Source organism: Mycobacterium sp. TY814, assembly GCF_030755175.1.
Classification (GTDB): domain Bacteria; phylum Actinomycetota; class Actinomycetes; order Mycobacteriales; family Mycobacteriaceae; genus Mycobacterium.
On the sequence record NZ_JAUFRY010000002.1, the window covers coordinates 1,394,139 to 1,415,715 of the forward strand.

Here is a 21,577-nt window from a genome sequence, read left to right on the forward strand (position 1 = left end):
TCTATGAGACCAGCGCGGCTTGCGGATCTGACAGTCGGACGGCTCGGCCTGGGCGCTATGGGGATGTCGGTGGCCTATGCCGGCGCCGGCAGCGACGACGACGAATCGATCCGCACGATCCACCGCGCTCTGGATCTCGGCGTGACATTGATCGACACCGCCGAGGTGTACGGCCCGTACGCCAACGAGGAACTGCTCGCCCGCGCTTTGCGCGACCGTCGGGACGGCGTGGTGCTGGCGAGCAAGTTCGGCATGATCTCTCACACCGGCCGCAACGGCCTCGACAGCAGTCCGGCCAATGTCCGCATCGCGGTGGACGGTTCACTGCAGCGCCTGCAGACCGATCACATCGATCTCTACTATCAACACCGCCTGGACCGCGACACCCCGATCGAGGACACGGTCGGGGCTCTCGCAGAGTTGGTGCAGGCCGGCAAGATCCGGCACATCGGTCTCTCCGAAGTCGGTGCGCAGACCATCCGGCGCGCCCACGCGGTGCACCCCATCACCGCTGTGCAGTCCGAATACTCGCTGTGGACGCGGGATCCCGAAGACGCGGTGCTTCCGGCACTGCGCGAACTGCGCATCGGGTTCGTCGCCTATTCGCCGTTGGGCCGCGGCTTCCTGACCGGGGCGATCCGTTCCACCGACGGGATTCCCGACACCGACTTCCGCAAGTCAAATCCGCGGTTCGCCGCCGAGAACTTCGAGCACAATCTGCGCAGTGCCGATGAGCTTCGCGACATCGCCGGCGACGTCGGCGCCACGCCGGCACAGGTCGCGCTGGCCTGGTTGCTGGCAAAGGGGCCGGACATCGTTCCCATCCCCGGCACCAAGCGAGTTGCACGCCTCGAGGAGAACGTCGGAGCCGATGCCGTCGAGTTGTCCGCCGAACAGCTGGCCAGACTCGACGGTCTCACGCCGGCGGCCGGGGAACACCACAGCGCGGCACAGCTGAAATGGATTGACCGCGACTAGATCTTGCGCACCAGGGCTGCCGCGCGCACATCCTCGCCGACAGTGAAATCCATGCGCACCGCGTCGCCGCTGTGTTCGGAACGGATGGTCAACTCTTCGCCGTACTTGATGGGACTGCGGTACTCCAGTACGGCCCGATACGGGTTGTTCTCCAATTCGGGGTAATGGGCCAGGATTTCGTGTACGCCATGCCAGTAGATGGTGTTGTTGACGTGCTCGAAGAGGTCGATATCGGTGCGGCGCAGGGGAAACGGGGTATCGGTGGCGGCTTGGACGTGTTCGGTGACCCACGGGCGCCACTTGAGCCGATGATTGTCCGTCGTACTGCCGAAGCGCTCGATGCAGTAGTCGGTGAGCCGCGACGGCGTCAAGGTGTCCTTGTTCATGCAGATCCAGAAGCCCTGGGTCTCGATGCGGCCGCCCTGGTCGCCCACGAGTTGCACCCGCATGTCACACCACCGACTGGAAAGGCCCGCGCACCAGCGGCGAAACGTGATCTCACTGGGGATCTCGATCGGCTCCAGGACGTCGACCACGGTGCGCAGCACGATCCAGTGCGGATGAACCTCGGCCAGCCCCGCGTCGGCCAGATGTTGGGCGCCCACCTCCTGGATGTAGCGCGCGACCCCGTCCAGCCGCAGCCTGCGGTGCTCGTCGATGTCGGATGTGGCTAATTGCCAACGGGTTTGGTAAACGTAACCGTCATCGGGCACGGGCACGAGCGGTGCATCCACCTCGGGATTATGAGGCACGCCTACTCCTTCAGGCTTCACTCATCAGTTTTTCAAGCTGCTCGCTGGCAGTGTCCAGCTTCTTCTGGAACATCGACACCACGCGGTCCCGCAAGCGCGGCTTGTGTGACAACGGTGGCAGCAGCTCGGCAAGCAGGTTCAACCGCGCCGAACTGAGCCAGTCGGTCAACTCGGGGTCGTCGAGCCACCGCGCGAAATTGCGCAGATCCGAGTGAGTCAGGCGGAGCCAGTCGACATCACGGTCGGGGTGCGGAATCGGTGGGCAGAGTTCGTTTTTCACTGCGTCGCCGTCGTAGGCGAACTCCACGTGGGCAATGAACGCGGCGCTGAACACCTGCTGACAGCCGCGCACCGCCTGCAGGGTCAACCGGCCGTCGTCGAAAACCGGCGTTGCGGGACGTTCGGGTGCCCCGTCGGCGGTGCAGTCGATATAGAGCGCCGAGGGCGAGGAGGTGACCGTGCCTTCGTCGAGCACGACGGCCGTGGGCTCGATGCGCTGGACGTGACCCATTCTGACCACATCCTCGATGCGGCGCAGTTGCTCGAACTCTGGTTGGGACACCGTCGCGCAGCGGTACATGCGTGGCCGCACCGAGGGGTCCAGGCGAAGCAACGTGCCGGCCGCTTCCAGTCGATCGAAGAGATCCTCGATCGAGACGGCGGCCTCGATGGCCTCGAGGGTCGCGCCGTAGTTGTCCCGGAATCGCTTGATGAACGTTGGACCCGGTTGCAGCGTCGCCCGATCCATCAGCCATGAATCGCGTGGTTTGATCCAGGTCAGGCGGTCCGCGTCAATGCCCTGCCGCAGCAACCACAGGCACACATCCATGCCGGTCTTGCCGGCGCCGATGACGACGTAGCGGTCCCGTGCGGCGAATTTGGGCAAGTCGTTCGGGGGGATGCAGTCGATGCCCGGAGCGACGGGATACGGCGCGGGCCGCATCGACGGCACGATGGCGCGCAGGTAGCTGGCGTCGACGATGCGCTGCCGGACGTTGACGAGGTACTCGGCGCCGCCGAGGGTGCGGAACCGGCCGTCGCCCAGATACTCCGACATCGGGAAGTACTCGACGCGCCCGGAGGGCAGGAACTGCTGCTGCATGACGGCGTCGAAGTAGGCGCAGACCTCGCCGACGGGGGCCAGTTCGTTCAGCCCCTCATTCCAGCCGACGATGTCAATGGTGTTGTTGCCCAATGCCCTTGAATTGACGCCGTAGTACGCCGACGGCTGGTGCAAACGCACGAACGGATACGCCGTGGTCCAGTGTCCACCCGGTTGGTGAGCCCGGTCGACGATGACGACGCGCGCGTCTGATTCGGTGATGACGGTGTCGGTGAACGCCATCCCCATGGCGCCGGCACCGATGACGAGGTAGTCGGTGTCCAAAGACTGGACACTCATTGCGGCTGCTCTCTCATGCGCCCACGATAGTGCCTGCGATCTCAGCCCTGACCAACCCGGTAAGTTCGCTCGGATGGGAGCCGATCTCACCGTGGCAATCGCCGACGGTGTCGCCGTGCTCACCCTGAACCGGCCGGAGCGGCGCAACGCCTATACCGCGCAGATGGGTGCCCTGCTCAACCAGGCCTACCGCGACTGTGACGACGACGACGCGGTGCGCGCGATCGTGCTCACCGGCGCCGGCGACACGTTCTGTGCGGGCGCCGACTTCGCCGCGCCGACAAGTCCTTTCGACGCGCCAGCGGCGGAAGAGTTCACCGCCTCACCCACCGACCCAGCGGCGTTCGAACTGCGCACCCCGGTGATCGCGGCGGTCAACGGCCATGCCGTCGGAATCGGGCTGACCATCGCCTTGCAGGCCGACATCCGGTTCGTGGCCGAGGACGCCAAATACGCTGTGGCGCAGGTGCGGCGGGGTGTCATTCCGGACTGCATGTCGCACTGGACGTTGCCGCACCTGGTGGGCGGCGCCGTCGCGGCCGAGTTGCTCTTGACCGGCCGCACCATCGACGGGCAGGAGGCGGTCGCTCTCGGGCTCGCGTCCCGCGCCTTGCCCGGACCGCAGGTGCTGGACCATGCGCTGGCCGTGGCGCGCGACATCGCGGTCAACGTGGCACCCATGTCGGCGGCGCTGAGTAAGCGACTGCTCTGGGACACCATCAGCAGGGGCTACACGCCGCGCCAGGTGGCCGCGCTGGAAACGCAGCTCCATCACCGGGTGATGGGAAGTCCGGATGCACGCGAGGGCGTCGAGGCGTTTCTGCAACGCCGACCGCCGCACTGGACCGGATCGGTGGCCCGGGAGTGGGAGCCGCTGCCCGGGATAGGGTCGAGCGATGACCAGCTGGAGAAGCCGGGCGATGCCCACACTGCTTCACCTGACGGGTAGGCATCGACCGTACGCCAGTGCGCAGGCCGCCCTGGCACACCTGGAACAACGCGCCCTGCACCCGGTACCGTTCGGGCCGCCACCGCGGTTGCGGCCCAAGGTCGACATCACGCTGGAGCATCGATCGGGCTGGCCGATCTACACGTTGACACCGCTGGGGTCGGCGCCCGAACTCACCGTCATCTACCTGCACGGCGGCGGCTGGGTCAACGAAATCACCAGTGCGCATTGGCAATTGGCAGCACAGATTGCCCACCAGGCGGGCGCTACGGTGGTCGTGCCGATCTATCCGTTGTTGCCGACCGCGACCGCTGCCGACGTGCTGCCCGAAATCGTCGACATGGCGGCTCAGCACGCCGACGTGTGTCTGGCAGGGGACTCTGCCGGCGGTCAGATGGCCTTGTCGGCGGCGTTGATGCTGCGCGACGATCATGGCATGGCCATTCCCGCGACGGTGCTGATCTCGCCCGCGCTGGACCTTTCGCTGGGCAACCCGGACATCGCGTCGGTCGAGCCGACGGACCCGTGGCTGGGCCGCGATGCGCTGCATGTCTACGCCGAGCGCTGGCGGGGCGACCTGCCCGTCGACGATCCCCGGGTCAGTCCACTGGCTGCCGACCTGACCGGTCTTGGCCCCTTGACCGTATTCAGCGGCACCCGCGACATCTTGAATCCCGACGCGCGATTGTTGGCCGAGAAAGCCGCGGCCGCGGGCGTCGACATCGAGTACTACGAACAGCCGGGACTCATTCACGTCTACCCCTTGACCCCCACCCCCGAAGGCCGTGCCGCGCGGCGGATTATCGTCGAGCGGATCGGCGGCACAACCGGATCGACCAGGAGGTAGTCGGCGCATGAACATCCCCGATCGTCAGCAGGCCATGGTGATGAACGGGCCCGGCATCGCGCCGGTCGCCGAGGAGCGGCCGGTGGGCGAAGCCGGACCGGGACAGGTGCTGATCAAGGTCAACGCCTCGAGTCTGAACTTCCACGACAACGTCAACTTGATGGGCCTGCTACCCGGGCCCTGGCCGCGAGTGCCGATGAGCGACGGAGCCGGTGAGGTGGTCGCCGTCGGCCCCGACGTCCAAGATCTGCGCGTCGGGCAGCGCGTTATGGGAGCCTTCAACCCCGGCTGGCAGGACGGCCCGCCGACGCCGGAGAACAAACGCGAGTTGCCGGGTGACAGTTGCGACGGGTGGCTGCAGCAGTACCGCGTCGCAGAGGCCACTGGCGTTGTCCCCACGCCCGAGCACCTCAGCGACGTCGAGGCCGCAACGATTCCGTGTGCCGCTGTCACGGCCTGGGCGGCACTGCGAGAGGGCAATATCGGCGCGGGTGACGTGGTGGTGACCCAGGGCACCGGTGGCGTATCGCTTTTCGCCGTGCAACTGGCGCAGACACTGGGCGCCACCACCATTCTGACGTCGTCCTCGGACGACAAGCTCAAGGTCGGGTCCGATTTGGGCGCAACGCATTTGATCAACTACCGCACCACCCCGGGGTGGGACGCGGAGGTGAAAAGGCTCACCGACGGCCGCGGCGCAAACCTCGTGGTCGAGCTCGGCGGACCCGCCACCCTGGCCCAGTCGCTGCATTCGACGCGGATGGCCGGCACGATCGCGGTGATCGGTGTGCTCAGCGGATTCGACATGACGCCCATCGCTGTCGCCGAGGTGATGCTGAACAACCTGCGCATCATCGGGATCACCGTCGGCAGCGTGCGCACGCACCGGGAAGTGTGCGAGGTGATCGCGAAGGCTGAGATCAAGCCGCACATCAGCCACGTATTCGGCTGGGACCAACTCGATGAGGCGCTGCGGGTGATGCGGGCCGGCGAACATGTCGGCAAGATCGCCCTCACCATCCCGTGACCTCCGAGCCGCCGTACTTCGACCTCGGCAGTTATCACCGCCCGGTCGACACCGTTGCGCCGCAAGCGCAGCTGTGGTTTGACCGCGGCCTGATCTGGGCCTACGCCTTCAACCATGAAGAGGCGATCCGGTGCTTCGAGCGTGCCCTCGATCATGACCCCGATCTGGCCATCGCGCGGTGGGGCATCGCGTATTCGGTTGGGCCCAATTACAACAAGGCATGGGACGCCTTCGATCCGGTCGACCTGGCGGCATCACTGTCCCGTGCCCGTGCGGAACTCGCGGCGGCCACCCAGGGGCGGGCGAGCGATGTCGAGCAGGGACTGATTGCAGCCCTGCGCTCACGGTTTTCGGAGGACCTGGACGCAGGACGGCTCGCTTATGCCGACGCGATGACGGCGTTGGCCGCAGATTTTCCCGGCGACATCGACGTGCAGGCCCTGGCCGCCGACGCGCTGGTCAACGTCACGGCCTGGGCCCTGTGGGACACCGCCACCGGCCAACCCGCGGAGGGCTCTCGTGCCCTGGAGGCCCGGCGGATCCTGGAGGATGCCCTGGCCGGGCCCCGGGGTCGTGCCCACCCGGGGATACTGCACCTGTACCTGCACACGATGGAGATGTCGGCGACGCCCGAAGCGGCCCTGCCGGCAGCGGACCTGCTGCGCGGCCTGGTGCCTGACGCGGGGCATCTGCAACACATGCCGAGTCACATCGATGTGCTGTGCGGCGACTATCGCAGCTCCATAGTTGCCAATAGCGCTGCAGTACAAGCAGATCGGCGTTTTGTGGAGCGCGAGGGCGCGCTGAACTTCTATTCGCTCTACCGCGCGCACGATCTGCACTTCATCGTGTATTCGGCGATGTTTCAGGGGCAATCGCAAATTGCATTGCAGGCCGCCGACGAACTGGCCGGGCAGCTGACGCCCGAATTGCTCGCCGTTGCGTCGCCGCCGATGGCGGACTGGCTTGAGGCGTTCGTTCCGTTGCGAACCCATGTGCTGGTGCGGTTCGGCCGGTGGGACGACTTGATCGCCCAGCCGTTGCCGGCCGACCCGGATTTATACTGCACCACCGCGACGACGGTCCATTACGGGCGTGGCGTCGCCTTCGCGGCTAGCGGACGGCTGGTTCAAGCGCATGCCGAGCGCGAGGCGTTTGCCGAGGCCTACGCGCGGATCCCGGAATCCCGGTCTCTGTTCAACAACACCAGTCGCGACATCCTTGCGGTGGCAGACGCCATGCTCGACGGCGAGATCGCTTATAGGGAAGGATCTTTCGACGAAGCCTTCAGGTATCTGCGGCATGCCGTCGAACTCGACGACGGGTTGCCGTACGACGAGCCGTGGGGCTGGATGCAACCCACCCGGCATGCCTACGGCGCGCTGCTGCTCGAGCAGGGCCACGTCGAAGAGGCCGCGGCGGTGTACGCCGCTGATCTGGGGCTGGACCCCACGCTGGCGCGGTGTTGCCAGCATCCGGGCAACGTGTGGAGTCTGCACGGCTACCACGAGTGTCTGCAGCGGTTGGGGCGTCACCAGGAAGCGGTGATCATCGGCCAGCAGCTCTCCCTGGCCGCCGCGCGCGCCGATGTGCCGATCCGCGCGTCGTGCGCCTGCCGACTGAGCGGCGTTTAGCCGGCGACCTACAGGGGCAGCTTGTGAGCATGACCGATGACTTGAGTAAAGACCCCACCCCAGACGACGCCGAGGACAACGCGTTCTTTCCGTCGCCGTACTCCTTGAGCGAGTACACGCAGCCCAAAACCGACTTCGACGGCGTGGCGCATCCGGGCGCCTACACCGAGGGACGGTGGAAGGTGCTGGTGATTGCCACCGAGGAGCGTTACCTCCTGCTGGAGAACGGCAAGATGTTCTCCACCGGCAACCATCCCGTCGAGACATTGCTGCCACTGCACCACCTGATGGAGACGGGTTTCGAGGTCGACGTCGCCACGGTCACCGGCTATCCGGTCAAGCTGGAGCTGTGGGCCATGCCGCGCGAGGACGACGCCGTACTGGCCACCTACGAAGCGCTCAAACCCAAGTTCAAGCAGCCGAAGAAACTTTCCGAGGTGGTGGCCAACGACCTGGGCTCCGATTCGGACTACCTTGCCGTGTTCATCCCGGGCGGCCACGGCGCGATGATCGGCCTGCCGGACAGCCCCGCGGTAGGACAGACGCTGCAATGGGCACTGACCAACGACAGATTCATCGTCACGTTGTGCCACGGCCCGGCGGCACTGCTCGCGGCCGCGTTGGACGGGCAGGAATCGCCCTTCACGGGCTACTCGGTGTGCGTATTTCCCGATGCGCTGGACTCCGGTGCCAACATCGACATGGGTTATCTGCCAGGACGATTGACTTGGCTGCTCGCCGACCGATTGGGCAAGCAGGGCCTGACCATCCTCAACGACAACATGACCGGCAAAACCCACCAGGACCGCAAATTGATCACCGGCGACAGCCCGCTGGCCGCGAACGAACTCGGTCGCGTCGCCGCCGACGCGCTGCTGGAAGCAGCCGGTAGTTGAGGTTGCTGCGGCTAGAGTCCTAACGCATGTCAGAGGAGTCAGCACGCAACTTCGTCTCACTGCCGGAAGGGTCGCAAGGTCCGCTGTCTGCACCCGCGGGACGGCTGCTGATCACCGGGGTCGACGCGACCGGCCGATCGTGTGCGGAGCAGGACGGCCCGGTCACGCTGGATGGCTTCCCGGGTTTCGAGGGCATCCTGTTCTCCGTGCTCTATGCGACGCCGTCGGCCCCCGCGATCTCTCCTGGTGGTCGCAGCGCCGACACCCTCGACCTGGGCGTCCCGCCCGGCACCATCAACTGGAAGATCATCGATTACGGCCCCGGCGTGGCCTTTTCGATGCACCACACCGACACTGTAGACCTCGATCTCGTGCTATCCGGCTCGGTGGAGCTGATATTGGACGACGGCGCGCATCCGCTGGAAGCCGGTGACACCGCCGTCGTCACCGGCGTTGATCACGCGTGGCGTACCGGTCCGGACGGGTGCCGGCTCTCGGTGATGTCGGTCGGCGTGTCCGCAGATACCGGTTCCACCGCCACATAGCTAGAACTCATCGCCGGCGTCTGGGACAACGGATCCACCGGTTCGCCATCGATCAGCAGGTTGCGATTCACGCCGAAGATCTGAGGTGCCGCCGTGCCGTGCGGGTCGAAGACGCGCGAACCCCAACCGTGTGCCATGACGAGAAGCCCACGCCGGGGCCGGTCACTCAACGATGCCCGCACCTCGACAGCGCCGGCAGGGGAGTGCACCCGCACCATATCGCCATCGGCGATGCCGAGGTCGGCTGCGTCGGCGGGGTGGATGAGCGCGACGCTGCCCTTGCCGCCGGGATGCAGACCGGGTAACTCGTTCAGGAAGGAGTTCATCGAATGGCGATGGCGGCGGTTGCCGAGTTGGAACGGGTACCCGCGAGGCGCTTCGGGTGCAGGTGCGGCAAGCAGGTCACGGGCGCGGGCAACCAGGGCGGGCGGCGCGATGTGCACCCGCTTGTCGGGAGTGCGCAGCGCGTCCTTGAAGTGGCCGTATTCGCGCGGGCCGAGCACCATGCCGTGCTGGTCAGCAACCACATCGCGCCACTTCAGCTTGCGGCCGTTGACCTTTCGCGACATGAGCAGCAGCAGCCGGTTGACCCAGCGGGGTGAGAATTCTAGGGCCGGGCGACCGGTGAGGCGTGCCAGTCGCCGGCTGGCTTTGATGAACGCGTTGAGGCCCTTGACGCCGAACAGCGGGAGCTTCATGGCCAGCGTCAGATCGACGAAGATCCGCCACGCCTCATGCGCTCCCGCCGGTGGTTCGACCGCCCGCCGGCCATATTGCAGGTAGGGCTCGTCATGCAGACTGCTGGTGAGCGCGAGCAGATCATCGCGTTCGAGCCAGTGCACCGCAGGCAGCAACCAGTGCGCGTGGCGGTGGCTTTCGCGCTGAACCATGTCGATGACCACCAGCAGGTCGAGCTGTGCCAGGGCGTCGTCCAGGGCGGACCCGTCCGGACCGGAGATCACCGGGTTGCCGGCATTGATCAGTAGGGCTCGGATCTGTCCCGGGCCGGGTGTGGTGATCTGAGCGGGCAGTTCGCTCAACGCGTGCACACCTGCCACCATCGGGCGGCCGGTCAGCCTGCTGCGGTGATCGGACGGCTTGATGGCGGAGGCCAGCCTTATCGCATCCAGATAGCCGGGTTCGAAACGCCGGCCACCGGGGCGGTCCATGCGTCCGGTGATGACGTTGAGCACCTGGCCGAGCCATTCACCCACCGTTCCGGTCAGATGCAGCGAGACGCCGGTCCGTGTCACCGCCATAGCGGCTGGTGCGGTAGCGAATTCCCTTGCGATCGTTTCGATTTGCGGGCGCGGCACATCGCACCGCAGGGCCAGGTCGTCCAGGTCGGCTTCGGCCACCAGTGCCCGAAGGGCAGCCATGCCGGTGGTCAGTTGCGCACAGTCGGTTTGGTGTTCGAGGCGTTGGTCAAGAATGACTTTCACCATGGCCAGCAGCAGAGCCCAGTCCTGACCGGGGCGTACCGCGATATGGACGTCGGCCTTGTCGGCGGATTCGGTACGCAGCGGATCGACGACGACGATGGTGGCGCCCTGCCGCTGGCGGGCCAGTGCCCGCTGCCATCCGGCGGGTACGCTTTCCAGCCAGTTCCAGGCGCTCACTGCGGGATTGGCGCCGATCAGGAGGATGTAGTCGCAACGGTCGATGTCGGAGACGGGCACCATGATCGAGGAGCCGTACATCGCCTCCGCGACGACGTGCACGGCGTTCTGGTCGACCGACCCCACCGCGTAACGGTTCTGGGTGCCCACCGCATCCAGCCAGCCGTTCATGAACATCAGATTCGACGACGAGTATCCGGCGGGGTTGCCGTAATAGGCGCCGATGGCGTCAGGGCCGTCGGCGTCGATCAGTGCCGTCATCCGGGCGGCGATGTCGGAAATCGCTTCTTCCCAGCTTGATTCGACGTACCGGTCGCCCACCCGCCGCAGCGGAGCGCGGATCCGGCGCGGATGTTCGACGAGTTGGGCGGCATTGCGGCCCTTCGCGCAGAAATCCTGCCAGCTGTGCGGGTTCTGCTTGTCAGCCGAGATCTTGGTTACCCGGTTGTCCTCGACGGTGACCTCGACGCCGCAGGCAGCCAGGCAGTAGCGGCAGAAGGTGAAGACCGTCCGCGCGTCTCCCGACGGGTGTCCCATGCTCGGAGCGTCACCCTCCCGTCCGTTTCCGTATGGCTTTACCGCCGTTACAATCTCGCCTGAAACTGTATCGCATGCCGAGGGGGATGACGTGGCCGATTCACCGTCGAAGATGATTGACGCGCGTATCGCGGAACTGGATGACTGGCGCGGCGCGACACTGGCACACATCCGGGAATTGGTCCACGATGCCGACCCCGACGTCGTCGAAGAGTGGAAATGGCGGGGAGTCCCGGTGTGGTACCACGACGGAATGATCTGCACCGGCGAGACGTACAAGAATGTGGTCAAGGTGACCTTCGCCAAAGGCGCGTCGTTGCCGGACCCGTCCGGCCTGTTCAACTCGAGTCTGGACGGAAACACCCGTCGTGCCATTGACATTCGTGGGGAAGACGCGATCGATGACGAGGCGCTGAAGGCGCTCATCCGAGACGCGGTGGCGCTCAATGAGGCGAAGAAGTCCGGAAAATGAGTGGCCAACCGCGCGACATCCGGGAGTTGCTGGGCGATGCAGACGCCTACCGGGATGAGTTGTACCGGCGTTGGACCGGCCTGCTCAGTTACCGGTACATCGGGCGCAACCACTCGTCGATGAACCTCGGCGAGGTGGACAACACGGTGGTGATCCGCCGCGATATGCGTAACGAAGCCGGCGGCATCATGGTTGCCCCGCTTGCCATCTCATCGCCGGAAGGCTGTCAGACCGACATGGTGGCGGTGCCCAACCCGGTGATCGCGTCGGTGCAGATCGTCGACCCCGGCTACGACGTCAGCCGGATCGAGATCGTCGATTCGGGCATCGTCCACCAGGGCCGCACGATGGGCTACGGGCGGTGCAAGATCGTCGACGCCGACAATCCCGACCGGGTCATCGCCTTCAACGAGGGCCAGGGCGCGATCATCGGCATCCCGCCGGAAGGGCTTGACCGGATGGATGTTTCGGGCACCGAGCTGGTGATCGAGGACTCCCCGGATCTGCCGCCGTTGTGGCAGGCGTTCGGGGCTGCCAGGCGCGACGACGGGCATTGGGTGCTGCCCGCGTTGAGCGCCGAATACGCTTCACCCGACGCGGCCCTGCACATCGGGCCGCAACACGTGGTGCTGGAGACCGCGGCGACCGATCTCGCCGCCCGGGTTGCCGGGACACGCCGGCTGCAGGTCACCAGCTGGCACGTGATGTTCATGTCCCGCGGAAAGGTGGGTCCGTTCCGGGTGGAGGGTTCGGCCCACCCCGGCGGGCCCGGACGCGTCGGGGTGCGGATGCTGCTGCACGACGAGGGCAATGGCGACAAGGCCGTCACCTCGGCAGCGGCGCTGTTCGACATCGTCGGCTGAGCGCTACCGCCGTCGTCGCTGCTGCGTCCTCGTCACCCCGCGCGTCGTCACCACGCGCGTCCTCGTCACCCCGGTCGTCCACGTCACCCCACGCCGACTGTGAATTCCACTACGCGACGCGCCGGCGAAGCGTCGCAGAATTCGCACTCGGCGTCAGACCGAGGTCAGCGACTCCGTCTTGGCCTGGTCCGCCGCGGGAGTAGGCCAGGGGGAGGGTTTCGGGCGCTGCCGGACCCGCTGCGGCCACCAGAACCACTTACCCAACAGGGCCGCGATCGAAGGCGTCATCAGTGACCGCACGATGAGGGTGTCGAACAGCAGACCCAGACCGATGGTCGTGCCCACCTGCCCGATCACGATGAGCTCGCTGACCGCCATCGTCATCATCGTGAAGGCGAACACCAGCCCCGCCGAGGTGACCACGGACCCGGTGCCACCCATGGCCCGGATGATGCCGGTGTTCAGGCCGGCATGGATCTCCTCCTTGAACCGGGACACCAGCAGCAGGTTGTAGTCCGCGCCGACCGCCAGCAGGATGATCACCGACATCGCCAGCACCATCCAGTGCAGCTCGATGCCGATCAGGTGTTGCCAGATGAGCACCGAAAGCCCGAAAGACGCACCGAGCGAGAGCAATACGGTGCCCACGATCACCGCCGAGGCCACCACGCTTCGGGTCAGGACCAGCATGATGATGAAGATCAGGCACATGGACGCGATTCCGGCGATCAGCAGGTCGTAGTTGCTGCCTTCCTGCATGTCCTTGAAGGTGGCCGCGGTGCCGCCGAGGAGGATCTTGGAGCCCTCCATCGGCGTGCCCTTCAGCGCCTCGTAGGTCGCCTTCTTGATCGCGTCGATATGCGAAATGCCTTCCGCGGACATCGGATCGCCGTCGTGACTGATGATGAAGCGCACCGCGTGGCCGTCGGGCGAGATGAAGTTCTTCATACCCTTCTTGAACTCGGGGTTGTCGAACGTCTCCGGCGGCAGGTAGAACGAGTCGTCGTTGCGGGACGCGTCGAAGGCCCGGCCCATGGCAGAGGAGTCGCGCTGCGCCCGCTGCTGCTGTTCCAGCAGACCCTTCTGGGTCGAATACATGGTCAGCATCATGGTTTTCATGTTCTTCATGTTCTGGATCATCTCGGGCATCAGCGCCACCATCTTCGGCATCAGCGTGTCGAGGTGATCCATCACCGGCAGCAGGCTCTGGATGTCGTCGGTCATCGTGTCGACGCCGTCGAGAGCGTCGAACACCGACCGCAGCGAGAAGCACACGGGGATGTCGTAGCAGTGCTTCTCCCAGTAGAAGTAGGACCGGATCGGCCGGAAGAAATCCTCGAAATCGGCCATGTGGTCCCGCAATTCGGCGACGTCGATGGTCATCGCGTGCATCTTGCCGACCATCACGTGCATGTCGGCGGCCATCTGCGTGGTAATGCTCTGCATCTGCTCCATGCTGTTGATCGTCGTCTGCATCTCATCCGACTGCTTGAGCATGTCGGCAATCTGATCTTCCTGATACTTCTGCGTCATCTGCTGGGAGACGCCCTGCATGCTGATCTGGAACGGGATCGAGGTGTGCTCGATCGGCTTGCCCTCGGGCCGGGTGATGGCCTGCACGCGGCTGATGCCGGGCACCCGGAAGATGGCCTTGGCGATCTTGTCGATGACCAGGAAGTCCGCGGAGTTGCGCAGGTCGTGATCGCTTTCGATCATCAGCAGCTCGGGATTCATCCGGGCCTTGGAGAAGTGCCGGTCGGCGGCCGCGTAGCCGGCGTTGGCCGGCAGATCGGCGGGTAGGTAGTTGCGGTCGTTGTAGTTGGTCCGGTAACCCGGCAGCGTCAGCAGACCGATGAGGGCGATGCCGATCGTCACGACCAGGATCGGGCCGGGCCACCGCACGACGGCGGCGCCGATCTTGCGCCAACCGCGAATTCGCTGCGCACGCTTGGGCTCCAGGGTCTGCCGAAAGCGTGATGCGACAGAGATGACCGCAGGGCCGAGTGTCAGGGCCGCGAGCACCACCACGACCATGCCGATTGCCAGCGGGATCCCGAGCGACTGGAAGTAAGGCAGGTTGGTGAAGTGCAGGCAGAAGGTGGCGCCGGCGATGGTCATGCCGGACCCGAGCACGACGTGGGCCGTGCCGTGGAACATGGTGTAGTACGCGTCTTCTCGCGATTCGCCGACGGCCCTGGCTTCCTGATATCGACCGATGAGGAAGATCGCGTAGTCGGTGGCGGCGGCAATGGCCAGGGTGACCAACAGGTTTGTGGCGAACGTCGACAGCCCGATGACCTGGTGGTAGCCCAGGAAGGCGACCACACCGCGTGCGGCGGCCAGTTCGAACACCACCATGCCCAGCGTGAGCAGCACCGTGATGATGGAGCGGTACACCAACAGCAACATCGCGATGATGACGACGAATGTCGCCATGGTGATCAGCTGCAGGCTGCGGTCACCGGCGAGGTGCTGGTCGGCTTCGAGTGCCGAGGGTCCGGTGACGTACGCCTTGACCCCGTTGGGCGGCTTGGCGCTGTCGACGATGTGCTGAACGGCCTCGACCGAGTCGTTGGCCTTCGTCTCGCCCATGTTTCCGACAAGATAGACCTGCACGTAGGCGGCCTTGCCGTCGTTGCTCTGGGCGCCGGCCCCGGTGAGCGGGTCGCTCCAGAAGTCCTGGACGTGCTCGACGTGTTGTTTGTCGGCCTCGAGTTTGCGGACGATCTCGTCGTAGTACGCGTGCGCATCGGCGCCGAGCGCGTTCTGGCCCTCCAGCACGATCATCACCGAGCTGTTGGATTTGTACTCCTTGAACACTTCGCCGACGCGCTTGGTGGCGATCACCGATTGCGCGTCGTCGGGGCTCATCGAGACCGAGCGCATCTTGCCGACCTCGTCGAGCTGCGGGACCACCGTGTTGAGGACGGCAATCAGCGCTATCCAGCCGATGATGACCGGCACCGCGAATTTCCGCAGGAAACGCGGAATCGCCGGACGCGCGGCGTGTTTCGGGATCGGGGCGGTGTCGGCGTTGTCGGGCCGTCGGTCTTCGAGGGTCGTGCTCATGCTGATTTCACCAAGCAGGATGTCAGGGCGTGCACGCCGTTGGAAATTTTCTCGTCCTTGATTTCGTCGTCGACGGTGATGCGACAGCCGAGGTAGTCACCGTCGCTCTGTGCGGAGATGTTGGGAAACACCGACGGGGCGGTGGTGCTGAGCACCAGCGTCCACGGCAGCGGCGCGTCGTCCAGGCGCCGCGGTTCGGCACTGAGATCCAGATAGTTCACGTTGGCGGTTGTCGCCGAACCGAAGATCTCGTACTTGACCACCTTGGGCTTGAAGGGCTTCGAGTCGTCCACCTTCGGGCTGGTCAGCGTGTCCGCGTTCTCGGCGGTGAAGAACGACTTGACCCGGTGCACGGTGAACCCGCCGATCGCCACCACGGCCACGATCAACAGCGGCAACCAGGCGTTACGCACCAATCTCGCCATCTGCACTACGCGATCCCTTCTGGGCCGGGTGATCCGATCTGCTGAGTCGTGTTGCGTTGGAATGCAGGAGGTTTGAGGCTGAACTGTGCCCCTTGCAGACCAAAACGGCCCGACGTGAAGCGGGCGGATGTCTCGATTAACCGAGGCATAATCGTGTTCCGCCGCCGGACCATGAATACATAATCTGCACTTTTTGCAGATCATGCAAGTTTATGTGTTTTCGGTCACGCCGATCACTTGCTGAAAATGCTGTTGACCAGCGCCGCGGCCCGCTCGACGTAAGGCATCGGCGTGTCGTCGGCGTCCTCGGGTTCGCCACTCGACCACCGCTCGATGCCCGAACGCACGGCCGTCAGCGCCAGTGCGGAGATCAGCGCCGGGATCTCATCGTCGGACGGCAGACCCTGGCGCTTGGCGACGATTTCGGTCAGCTGGCTCTGGAAGCGCTCCAGGTCGGCAAGGAACGCCGCCAGCACCGCCGGTGTGGTCTTGGCCAGGTCCAACATGCAGACGGCCTGCTCGCGCTGCGGGGGCATGTCGCGCAGATGGTGTCCGGCCAGCGTGATCAGATCCGCCAGGACCACCGACAACGGCGCGGGGCCGGCGGCGACGAACTCCTCGGCCAACTCGGGGGGCAGGTCCGAGGGGCCGTACGCGATGGCCGCTTCCTTGTTGGGGAAGTAGTTGAAGAATGTGCGGGTCGAGATGCCCGCCTGCACGCAGATCTCCTCGATGGTGACCTTGTCCCAACCGCGTGCTTGCGCCAGGCGCACGGCGGCTCCGCGGATGTCCGCGCTGGTCTGGCGGCGGCGACGCTCGCGCAGGCCCATTGGATTCGCCATGTCCTCATATTTGCACAAACTGCACACTTTGCACGCATAACGAGGCGCAGGCCACTCTGGCTCAGCGTTTGCCCCAGTCCCACGGGGGCGTCGTCAGCAAACTCTGTCCGGTGATCCGTGTCTCGCCGAAATCTTTGTACAGCTCGATCTCCACGGAGTCTCCGGAGCCGTCGTCGAGGAGCGTGCGCAGCGCATCCGAATGGGTGACCACGACGACCTGAGTGTTTTCGGCCGCAACCCGGATCAGCGCGGCCAGCGGGCCGACCAGGCTCGGGTGCAGCGAGGTCTCCGGTTCGTTGAGCACCATCAGCGAGGGGCGTTGCGGGCTGAGTAGTGCCGCTGCCCACAACAGGAATCGCAGTGTGCCATCGGATAATTCGGCCGCACGCAGGGGGCGTAACATGCCGCGCTGCTGTAGCTGAAGATCGAACAGGCCGTTGCTGACGTCGACCGCGACGGTGGCGCCGTCGAACGCCTCGGCGACGATCCGGCTCAGGTCGTCGAATCCTGCTTCGATGATGGTCTGGATCGCCGCGGCCAGATCCCTGCCGTCGTCGGAGAGCACCGGGGTGCGGGTGCCCACCTGCGGAACGCGGGCCGGGGCGGCGGCGTCGACCCGGAAGCCGTCGTAGAACCGCCAGCCACGGAGCCGCTCGCGGACTGCGGCGAGCTCTGGAAGTGCTTGCGGGTGGGCGTATTCGGTGAGCACGCTGCGGTAGGGCGGCAGTGTGCGGCACAGCTCGTCAAAGCCTGAATCGGAGCTGACCTCGGCGAAGTCGCGGGTGCGGCGAACCAGGGTGGTGGCGCGCCGCAGCACCGGGCCGGCGAAGATCGCCTCGCGCTTGATCTCCGGGTCGCGGGAGAAGGCCGAACCGTAGCCTGCCATCTGCGGTATGCCGAGATCGACAAGATAGCCGAAATCGTCTGCGGCGAAGCCGAGTTCGAGCGACAGCGGGCGAGTGCGCGTGGTGCCCTGGGTTTTTCCCTGTTTGCGGGCTCCTGCCAGCTGCTCCGGACCGGCCCACAGCACCGATTCCAGACCGCCCTCGCGCGCCAGCGAGCCGATGACTTCGCCGCGTCCGCAATCGGCGAGAAGGCGCAGCGCGCGGTACACCGACGACTTGCCGGTGCCGTTGGCGCCGGTGACGACCGACAGCTGGCCGAGTGGCAGCACGATGTCGCGCAGCGAGCGGTAACCGCGCACGGCAATCGTCTGCAACATGGGGCCGACTTTAGCGGCGGGGGGTGACAGGGGTGGAATTGGCTGTGGGGCAAGGCAATTTGCTGAGAGCTAAGTGTTAACGACTGTAGTTCCGACACCGCCGGGGCTGTAGCTGGTGTACATCGGTTGCAGATAGAAGGGCAGGAATCCGGTGTTCATCAGGCCGGATGAGATGACCGTGGGGCGGTAATTGGCCGTGTTGTAGGTGTACAACTCCTGCGTCATCAATTGATCAGCCCATACTGTGATTTGAGTGTTCGCTGGGAGGCTCCCTGCGCCGCCTATCACCGACGAAGGCATTGTTCCGTACACGCCTCCGGAATCGACGATTGACGGTACGGCTACGACGGGATTGGCGCCGACCTGCACCCAGAGGGTGGTGATCGGAGAGCCGCCCGGGACCGCGAAGTTAACCGGTCCAGGGTTCGGGCCGAACTGCAGCGTCCCGCCTTGCATGTCGATGAGCGCGCCCTGGCTGAGGTTGCCCGGCAAATACTGGTTCGGAATGGTCGGGCCCGGACCCACCGCATTCGGTCCGAGACCCCAGACCCCGTCGACACCGGCGGACGCGAAGTACGCGTCGAAGGGGGTGACGAATGGGTTCTTCAGAAACTCGGTGAAGTAGGCCGAGATAGCGAATGGTGACGTGGGGATCGAGAACAGGACGACATTGACGGCGGTAGGCGCGGTCACGAGACCGTTGCCGAAGTCCACCGAGGTGGGGTAGCTGGCAAACAGGTAAGTCAGGCCGCCGCTGTAGGCACTGAGGTTGATTCCGTGGGGGATGCCCAGTTTGAGTAGTCCGGGCAGACCGCCGATGTCCTTCATTTGCATGACCAGGCCCGCGGATCCGGTGTCGACCAGGATCGGGCCGCTGGTGTAGCCGTTGACGGAGAGATTGACCACCGGCTCGGTGGTCATGATGGTCGGCATAGAGATCGTCCGGCCGTCCCAGCCGGCACCGCTGAAGCCCTGGCCGCCCCAGATCGCGCCGCCGTGGCCGCCGGTGCCGCCGTACCCCAGAGGGTAGGTAGCCAGGGTGCCAAGTCCGCCGGCGCCGCCGTTCCCGCCGGTGCCCAGCAGATATGCAACGCCCCCGGCTCCGCCGGTTCCCCCCGCGCCTGCGCCGTTCGCGCCGCCCGTGCCGCCCCAGCCGCCGTTACCGAACAACCAGCCGCCGTTGCCGCCGGCCCCGCCGGCTCCACCGTTGGCACCCGTGCCGCCGGCCCCGCCATTACCGAAGAACCCGGCGGAACCACCCGCGCCACCTGCCCCGGCCACCGTCTGCGAGTAACCATTGCCGCCGTTGCCCCACAGCAACCCGCCGGCGCCGCCGTTGGGCGACGCGGCGGTGCCTGCTGCCCCGTCGCCGATCAGCGGACGTCCCAGCAGCAGCTGGGTGGGCGCATTGATAATGCCGAAAACGGGGTCAAGCACGGATGCGGCCGTCGCCTCCGCGCTCGCATAGGACCCGGCCGAGCTACCGAGTAACAGCACAAACTGCTGCTGGAATGCGCTGAGCTGGGTATTGAGCGCCTGATATTCCTGGCCGAACCCGGCGAACAGGGTCGCGATCGCGGCCGAGACTTCGTCAGCCGCGGCGGCCGCGACCCCCGTGGTCGGAAGAGCCGCCGCCGCATTGGCCGCGGCCAGCGCCGAACCGATGTTCTCCAGATCCGCTGCCGCCGACGTGACCCAGTCAGGAGCCACGGCTAGAAACGACACGTCGCCCCCTAAGCGTCAATCACCGGTATGTGCGCCAAGCGTATCGAGTTCGAGGCCCCGCATCCGGGCTTTCGGCACACCGGTTCGTCATTACATCGAATACTCACACGGATTGGCCGTCGCTGCAGCACGACTGCGAATCGTTCCGCGAGATGGCCGTGGTGGTCGTGCTCGGTCGGCGAACCGCGACCGCAGCGGCAATCTCGGCGCCGACCGCCGTCGGCGCAGCTGGCGAACTGCGAATCGTTACGCGAGATGGCCGTGGTGGTCGTGCTCGGTCGTCGAATCGCGACCGCAGCGGCAATCTCGGCGCCGACCGGCGCCGTCGGCGCAGCTGGAGCGTGCTTACAGCGCGGCGAGGATCGCCTCTACCCGGTCGCGCGCGTCGCCGAACAGCATCGCGGTGTTCTCCCGGAAGAACAGCGGGTTCTGCACGCCGGCGTAGCCGGAGGCCATCGATCGTTTGAAGACGATGACGTTGTCGGCTTCCCAGACGGTCAGCACCGGCATGCCCGCGATCGGACTGCTGGGGTCCTCGGCGGCAGCCGGGTTGACGGTGTCGTTGGCGCCGATGACGAGCACCACGGCGGTGTCGGAGAAGTCGTCGTTGATCTCGTCCATCTCCAGCACGATGTCGTAGGGCACCTTGGCCTCGGCCAGCAGCACGTTCATGTGGCCGGGCAGGCGTCCCGCGACCGGGTGGATGCCGAACCGGACGTTGACTCCGCGTGCGCGCAGCTTGCGGGTCAGTTCGGCGACGGCGTTCTGGGCCTGGGCGACGGCCATGCCGTACCCCGGGGTGATGATCACCGAGTCGGCCGAGGTCAGCAGCTCCGCAGCGCCCTCAGCGGTGACCTCCCGGTGCTCGCCGTAGTCCTTGTCTTCGGCCGGTCCTGCCTCGATACCGAAGCCGCCGGCGATCACGGAGATGAACGAGCGGTTCATCGCCTTGCACATGATGTAGGACAGGTAGGCACCGGAGGACCCGACCAGGGCACCGGTGATGATCAGCAGGTCGTTGCTCAGCAGGAAGCCCGATGCGGCGGCCGCCCAGCCCGAGTAGCTGTTCAGCATCGACACGACGACGGGCATGTCCCCGCCGCCGATGGACGCAACCAGGTGCCAGCCGAGCAGCAGGGCGAGCGCGGTGACGGCGGCAAGCAGCCAGATCGTCGGGTTGATCACGAACCACACCGTGAGGGCGCCGAAGAGCACCAGCGCGCCGACGTTGAGGAAGTTCTTGCCCGGCAGCATCATCGGCGCCGACTTGATCCGCGCCGAGAGCTTGAGGTTCGCGACGATGGAACCGGTGAACGTCACCGCCCCGATGAACACGCCGATGACCACCTCGGCGGAGTGGATTCCGCCCAGGCCCTCCGCGCGCAGGGTGGCCGCCTCGGCGCCTCCGGGATTGTGCTCGACGAACAGATAACCGTTCCAGCCGACCAGCACGGCGGCCAGACCGACGAAGGAGTGCAGCAGCGCGATCAGTTCGGGCATTCCGGTCATCTCGACCACCCGGGCCCGCCAGAGGCCGATTGCGGCGCCGACCGCGACGGCACCGGCCAGCAGCGCCACCCCCAGCGACTCGATGTGTCCGTTGATCGCCAGTGCGATGGTCGCCGCCAGCGCTACGGCCATGCCGAAAATGCCGAAGGTGTTCCCGGCCCGGGACGTTTCGTGCTTGGACAACCCGGCGAGCGCCAGGATGAACAGCAGGGCCGCGACGACGTATGCCGCTTTGGCGGCGGTTTCTATCGTGAACAAGGGATG

18 protein-coding genes are annotated in these 21,577 nt (G+C 65.8%); 9 read left to right on the forward strand and 9 right to left on the reverse strand.

Features of this window, described 5'->3' with window-relative positions; all coding sequences use genetic code 11:
* Positions 1-3: 3 nt before the first annotated feature.
* Positions 4-978 carry an aldo/keto reductase gene (locus QXH22_RS19795; RefSeq protein WP_306276724.1) on the forward strand — a complete coding sequence of 325 codons (975 nt, stop codon included), beginning with the start codon at positions 4-6 and terminating at the stop codon, positions 976-978.
* Here QXH22_RS19795 and QXH22_RS19800 read toward each other — a convergent pair.
* Positions 975-1,730, reverse strand: a complete 756-nt coding sequence (locus QXH22_RS19800) for an acyl-[acyl-carrier-protein] thioesterase (protein WP_306276725.1) — start codon at positions 1,728-1,730, stop codon at positions 975-977. The genes QXH22_RS19795 and QXH22_RS19800 overlap by 4 nt on opposite strands.
* Positions 1,731-1,740: 10 nt before the next feature.
* Positions 1,741-3,132: an NAD(P)-binding protein gene (locus tag QXH22_RS19805; protein ID WP_306240191.1), complete on the reverse strand. Its 1,392-nt coding sequence runs from the start codon at positions 3,130-3,132 to the stop codon at positions 1,741-1,743.
* A gap of 73 nt (positions 3,133-3,205) precedes the next feature.
* Between QXH22_RS19805 and QXH22_RS19810 the strand changes: the two genes are divergently transcribed.
* From QXH22_RS19810 to QXH22_RS19835, 6 genes are read left to right on the forward strand one after another with little or no spacing between them, the layout of a single operon-like run.
* A complete protein-coding gene (locus QXH22_RS19810) occupies positions 3,206-4,081 on the forward strand; it encodes an enoyl-CoA hydratase/isomerase family protein (protein ID WP_306240192.1) in 876 nt (291 codons plus the stop codon).
* Positions 4,053-4,928 carry an alpha/beta hydrolase gene (locus QXH22_RS19815; RefSeq protein ID WP_306276726.1) on the forward strand — a complete coding sequence of 292 codons (876 nt, stop codon included), beginning with the start codon at positions 4,053-4,055 and terminating at the stop codon, positions 4,926-4,928. The genes QXH22_RS19810 and QXH22_RS19815 overlap by 29 nt, the downstream gene beginning before the upstream one ends.
* 7 nt (positions 4,929-4,935) lie before the next feature.
* Positions 4,936-5,955: an NAD(P)-dependent alcohol dehydrogenase gene (locus tag QXH22_RS19820; RefSeq protein WP_306276727.1), complete on the forward strand. Its 1,020-nt coding sequence runs from the start codon at positions 4,936-4,938 to the stop codon at positions 5,953-5,955.
* Positions 5,952-7,589, forward strand: coding sequence for a tetratricopeptide repeat protein (locus tag QXH22_RS19825; protein ID WP_306276728.1), 1,638 nt, complete (start codon positions 5,952-5,954; stop codon positions 7,587-7,589). The genes QXH22_RS19820 and QXH22_RS19825 overlap by 4 nt, the downstream gene beginning before the upstream one ends.
* 29 nt (positions 7,590-7,618) lie before the next feature.
* Entirely contained in the window at positions 7,619-8,485 is an 867-nt protein-coding gene (gene hchA, locus QXH22_RS19830) for a glyoxalase III HchA (protein ID WP_306276729.1), read from the forward strand.
* 26 nt (positions 8,486-8,511) lie between these two features.
* On the forward strand, positions 8,512-9,030 hold the full coding sequence (locus QXH22_RS19835) for a cupin domain-containing protein (RefSeq protein WP_306276730.1): 519 nt from the start codon (positions 8,512-8,514) through the stop codon (positions 9,028-9,030).
* Here the strand turns inward: QXH22_RS19835 and QXH22_RS19840 are convergent.
* Complete coding sequence (locus QXH22_RS19840; protein WP_306276731.1) at positions 8,943-11,186, reverse strand: molybdopterin-dependent oxidoreductase; 2,244 nt, start codon at positions 11,184-11,186, stop codon at positions 8,943-8,945. The two genes, QXH22_RS19835 and QXH22_RS19840, sit on opposite strands and share 88 nt — an antisense overlap.
* Before the next feature lie 112 nt (positions 11,187-11,298).
* On the opposite strand from QXH22_RS19840, the gene QXH22_RS19845 reads away from it, so the two are divergent.
* Together QXH22_RS19845 and QXH22_RS19850 are read left to right on the forward strand one after the other, a co-directional pair.
* Entirely contained in the window at positions 11,299-11,658 is a 360-nt protein-coding gene (locus QXH22_RS19845; protein WP_306276936.1) for a DUF1801 domain-containing protein, read from the forward strand.
* Positions 11,655-12,521, forward strand: a complete 867-nt coding sequence (locus QXH22_RS19850) for a hypothetical protein (RefSeq protein WP_306240199.1) — start codon at positions 11,655-11,657, stop codon at positions 12,519-12,521. Before QXH22_RS19845 ends, QXH22_RS19850 begins: the two co-directional genes overlap by 4 nt.
* A 153-nt stretch (positions 12,522-12,674) precedes the next feature.
* Here the strand turns inward: QXH22_RS19850 and QXH22_RS19855 are convergent, their stop codons facing one another.
* From QXH22_RS19855 to pntB, 6 genes are all read right to left on the reverse strand, one after another.
* Positions 12,675-15,590: an RND family transporter gene (locus QXH22_RS19855; RefSeq protein ID WP_306276732.1), complete on the reverse strand. Its 2,916-nt coding sequence runs from the start codon at positions 15,588-15,590 to the stop codon at positions 12,675-12,677.
* On the reverse strand, positions 15,587-16,015 hold the full coding sequence (locus QXH22_RS19860; protein WP_306240201.1) for an MmpS family transport accessory protein: 429 nt from the start codon (positions 16,013-16,015) through the stop codon (positions 15,587-15,589). The genes QXH22_RS19855 and QXH22_RS19860 overlap by 4 nt, the downstream gene beginning before the upstream one ends.
* 233 nt (positions 16,016-16,248) lie before the next feature.
* Complete coding sequence (locus QXH22_RS19865; RefSeq protein ID WP_306276733.1) at positions 16,249-16,857, reverse strand: TetR family transcriptional regulator; 609 nt, start codon at positions 16,855-16,857, stop codon at positions 16,249-16,251.
* Between the two features lie 61 nt (positions 16,858-16,918).
* Positions 16,919-18,079, reverse strand: a complete 1,161-nt coding sequence (locus QXH22_RS19870) for an AAA family ATPase (RefSeq protein ID WP_306276734.1) — start codon at positions 18,077-18,079, stop codon at positions 16,919-16,921.
* Between the two features lie 69 nt (positions 18,080-18,148).
* Positions 18,149-19,804 (reverse strand): PecA family PE domain-processing aspartic protease, encoded by a 1,656-nt coding sequence (locus QXH22_RS19875; protein ID WP_306276735.1) that lies wholly within the window; start codon positions 19,802-19,804, stop codon positions 18,149-18,151.
* 345 nt (positions 19,805-20,149) lie between these two features.
* A complete protein-coding gene (gene pntB / locus QXH22_RS19880) occupies positions 20,150-21,571 on the reverse strand; it encodes a Re/Si-specific NAD(P)(+) transhydrogenase subunit beta (protein WP_306276736.1) in 1,422 nt (473 codons plus the stop codon).
* Positions 21,572-21,577 lie beyond the last annotated feature (6 nt).

Bases quoted from the DNA above. Each gene is read 5' to 3' on its own strand.
- QXH22_RS19795 (WP_306276724.1), top strand. From the start codon at position 4: ATGAGACCAGCGCGGCTTGCGGATCTGACAGTCGGACGGCTCGGCCTG.
- QXH22_RS19805 (WP_306240191.1), bottom strand. From the start codon at position 3,132: ATGAGTGTCCAGTCTTTGGACACCGACTACCTCGTCATCGGTGCCGGC.
- QXH22_RS19810 (WP_306240192.1), top strand. From the start codon at position 3,206: ATGGGAGCCGATCTCACCGTGGCAATCGCCGACGGTGTCGCCGTGCTC.
- QXH22_RS19815 (WP_306276726.1), top strand. From the start codon at position 4,053: ATGCCCACACTGCTTCACCTGACGGGTAGGCATCGACCGTACGCCAGT.
- QXH22_RS19820 (WP_306276727.1), top strand. From the start codon at position 4,936: ATGAACATCCCCGATCGTCAGCAGGCCATGGTGATGAACGGGCCCGGC.
- hchA (WP_306276729.1), top strand. From the start codon at position 7,619: ATGACCGATGACTTGAGTAAAGACCCCACCCCAGACGACGCCGAGGAC.
- QXH22_RS19835 (WP_306276730.1), top strand. From the start codon at position 8,512: ATGTCAGAGGAGTCAGCACGCAACTTCGTCTCACTGCCGGAAGGGTCG.
- QXH22_RS19840 (WP_306276731.1), bottom strand. From the start codon at position 11,186: ATGGGACACCCGTCGGGAGACGCGCGGACGGTCTTCACCTTCTGCCGC.
- QXH22_RS19845 (WP_306276936.1), top strand. From the start codon at position 11,299: ATGATTGACGCGCGTATCGCGGAACTGGATGACTGGCGCGGCGCGACA.
- QXH22_RS19850 (WP_306240199.1), top strand. From the start codon at position 11,655: ATGAGTGGCCAACCGCGCGACATCCGGGAGTTGCTGGGCGATGCAGAC.
- QXH22_RS19855 (WP_306276732.1), bottom strand. From the start codon at position 15,590: ATGAGCACGACCCTCGAAGACCGACGGCCCGACAACGCCGACACCGCC.
- QXH22_RS19860 (WP_306240201.1), bottom strand. From the start codon at position 16,015: ATGGCGAGATTGGTGCGTAACGCCTGGTTGCCGCTGTTGATCGTGGCC.
- QXH22_RS19865 (WP_306276733.1), bottom strand. From the start codon at position 16,857: ATGGCGAATCCAATGGGCCTGCGCGAGCGTCGCCGCCGCCAGACCAGC.
- QXH22_RS19870 (WP_306276734.1), bottom strand. From the start codon at position 18,079: ATGTTGCAGACGATTGCCGTGCGCGGTTACCGCTCGCTGCGCGACATC.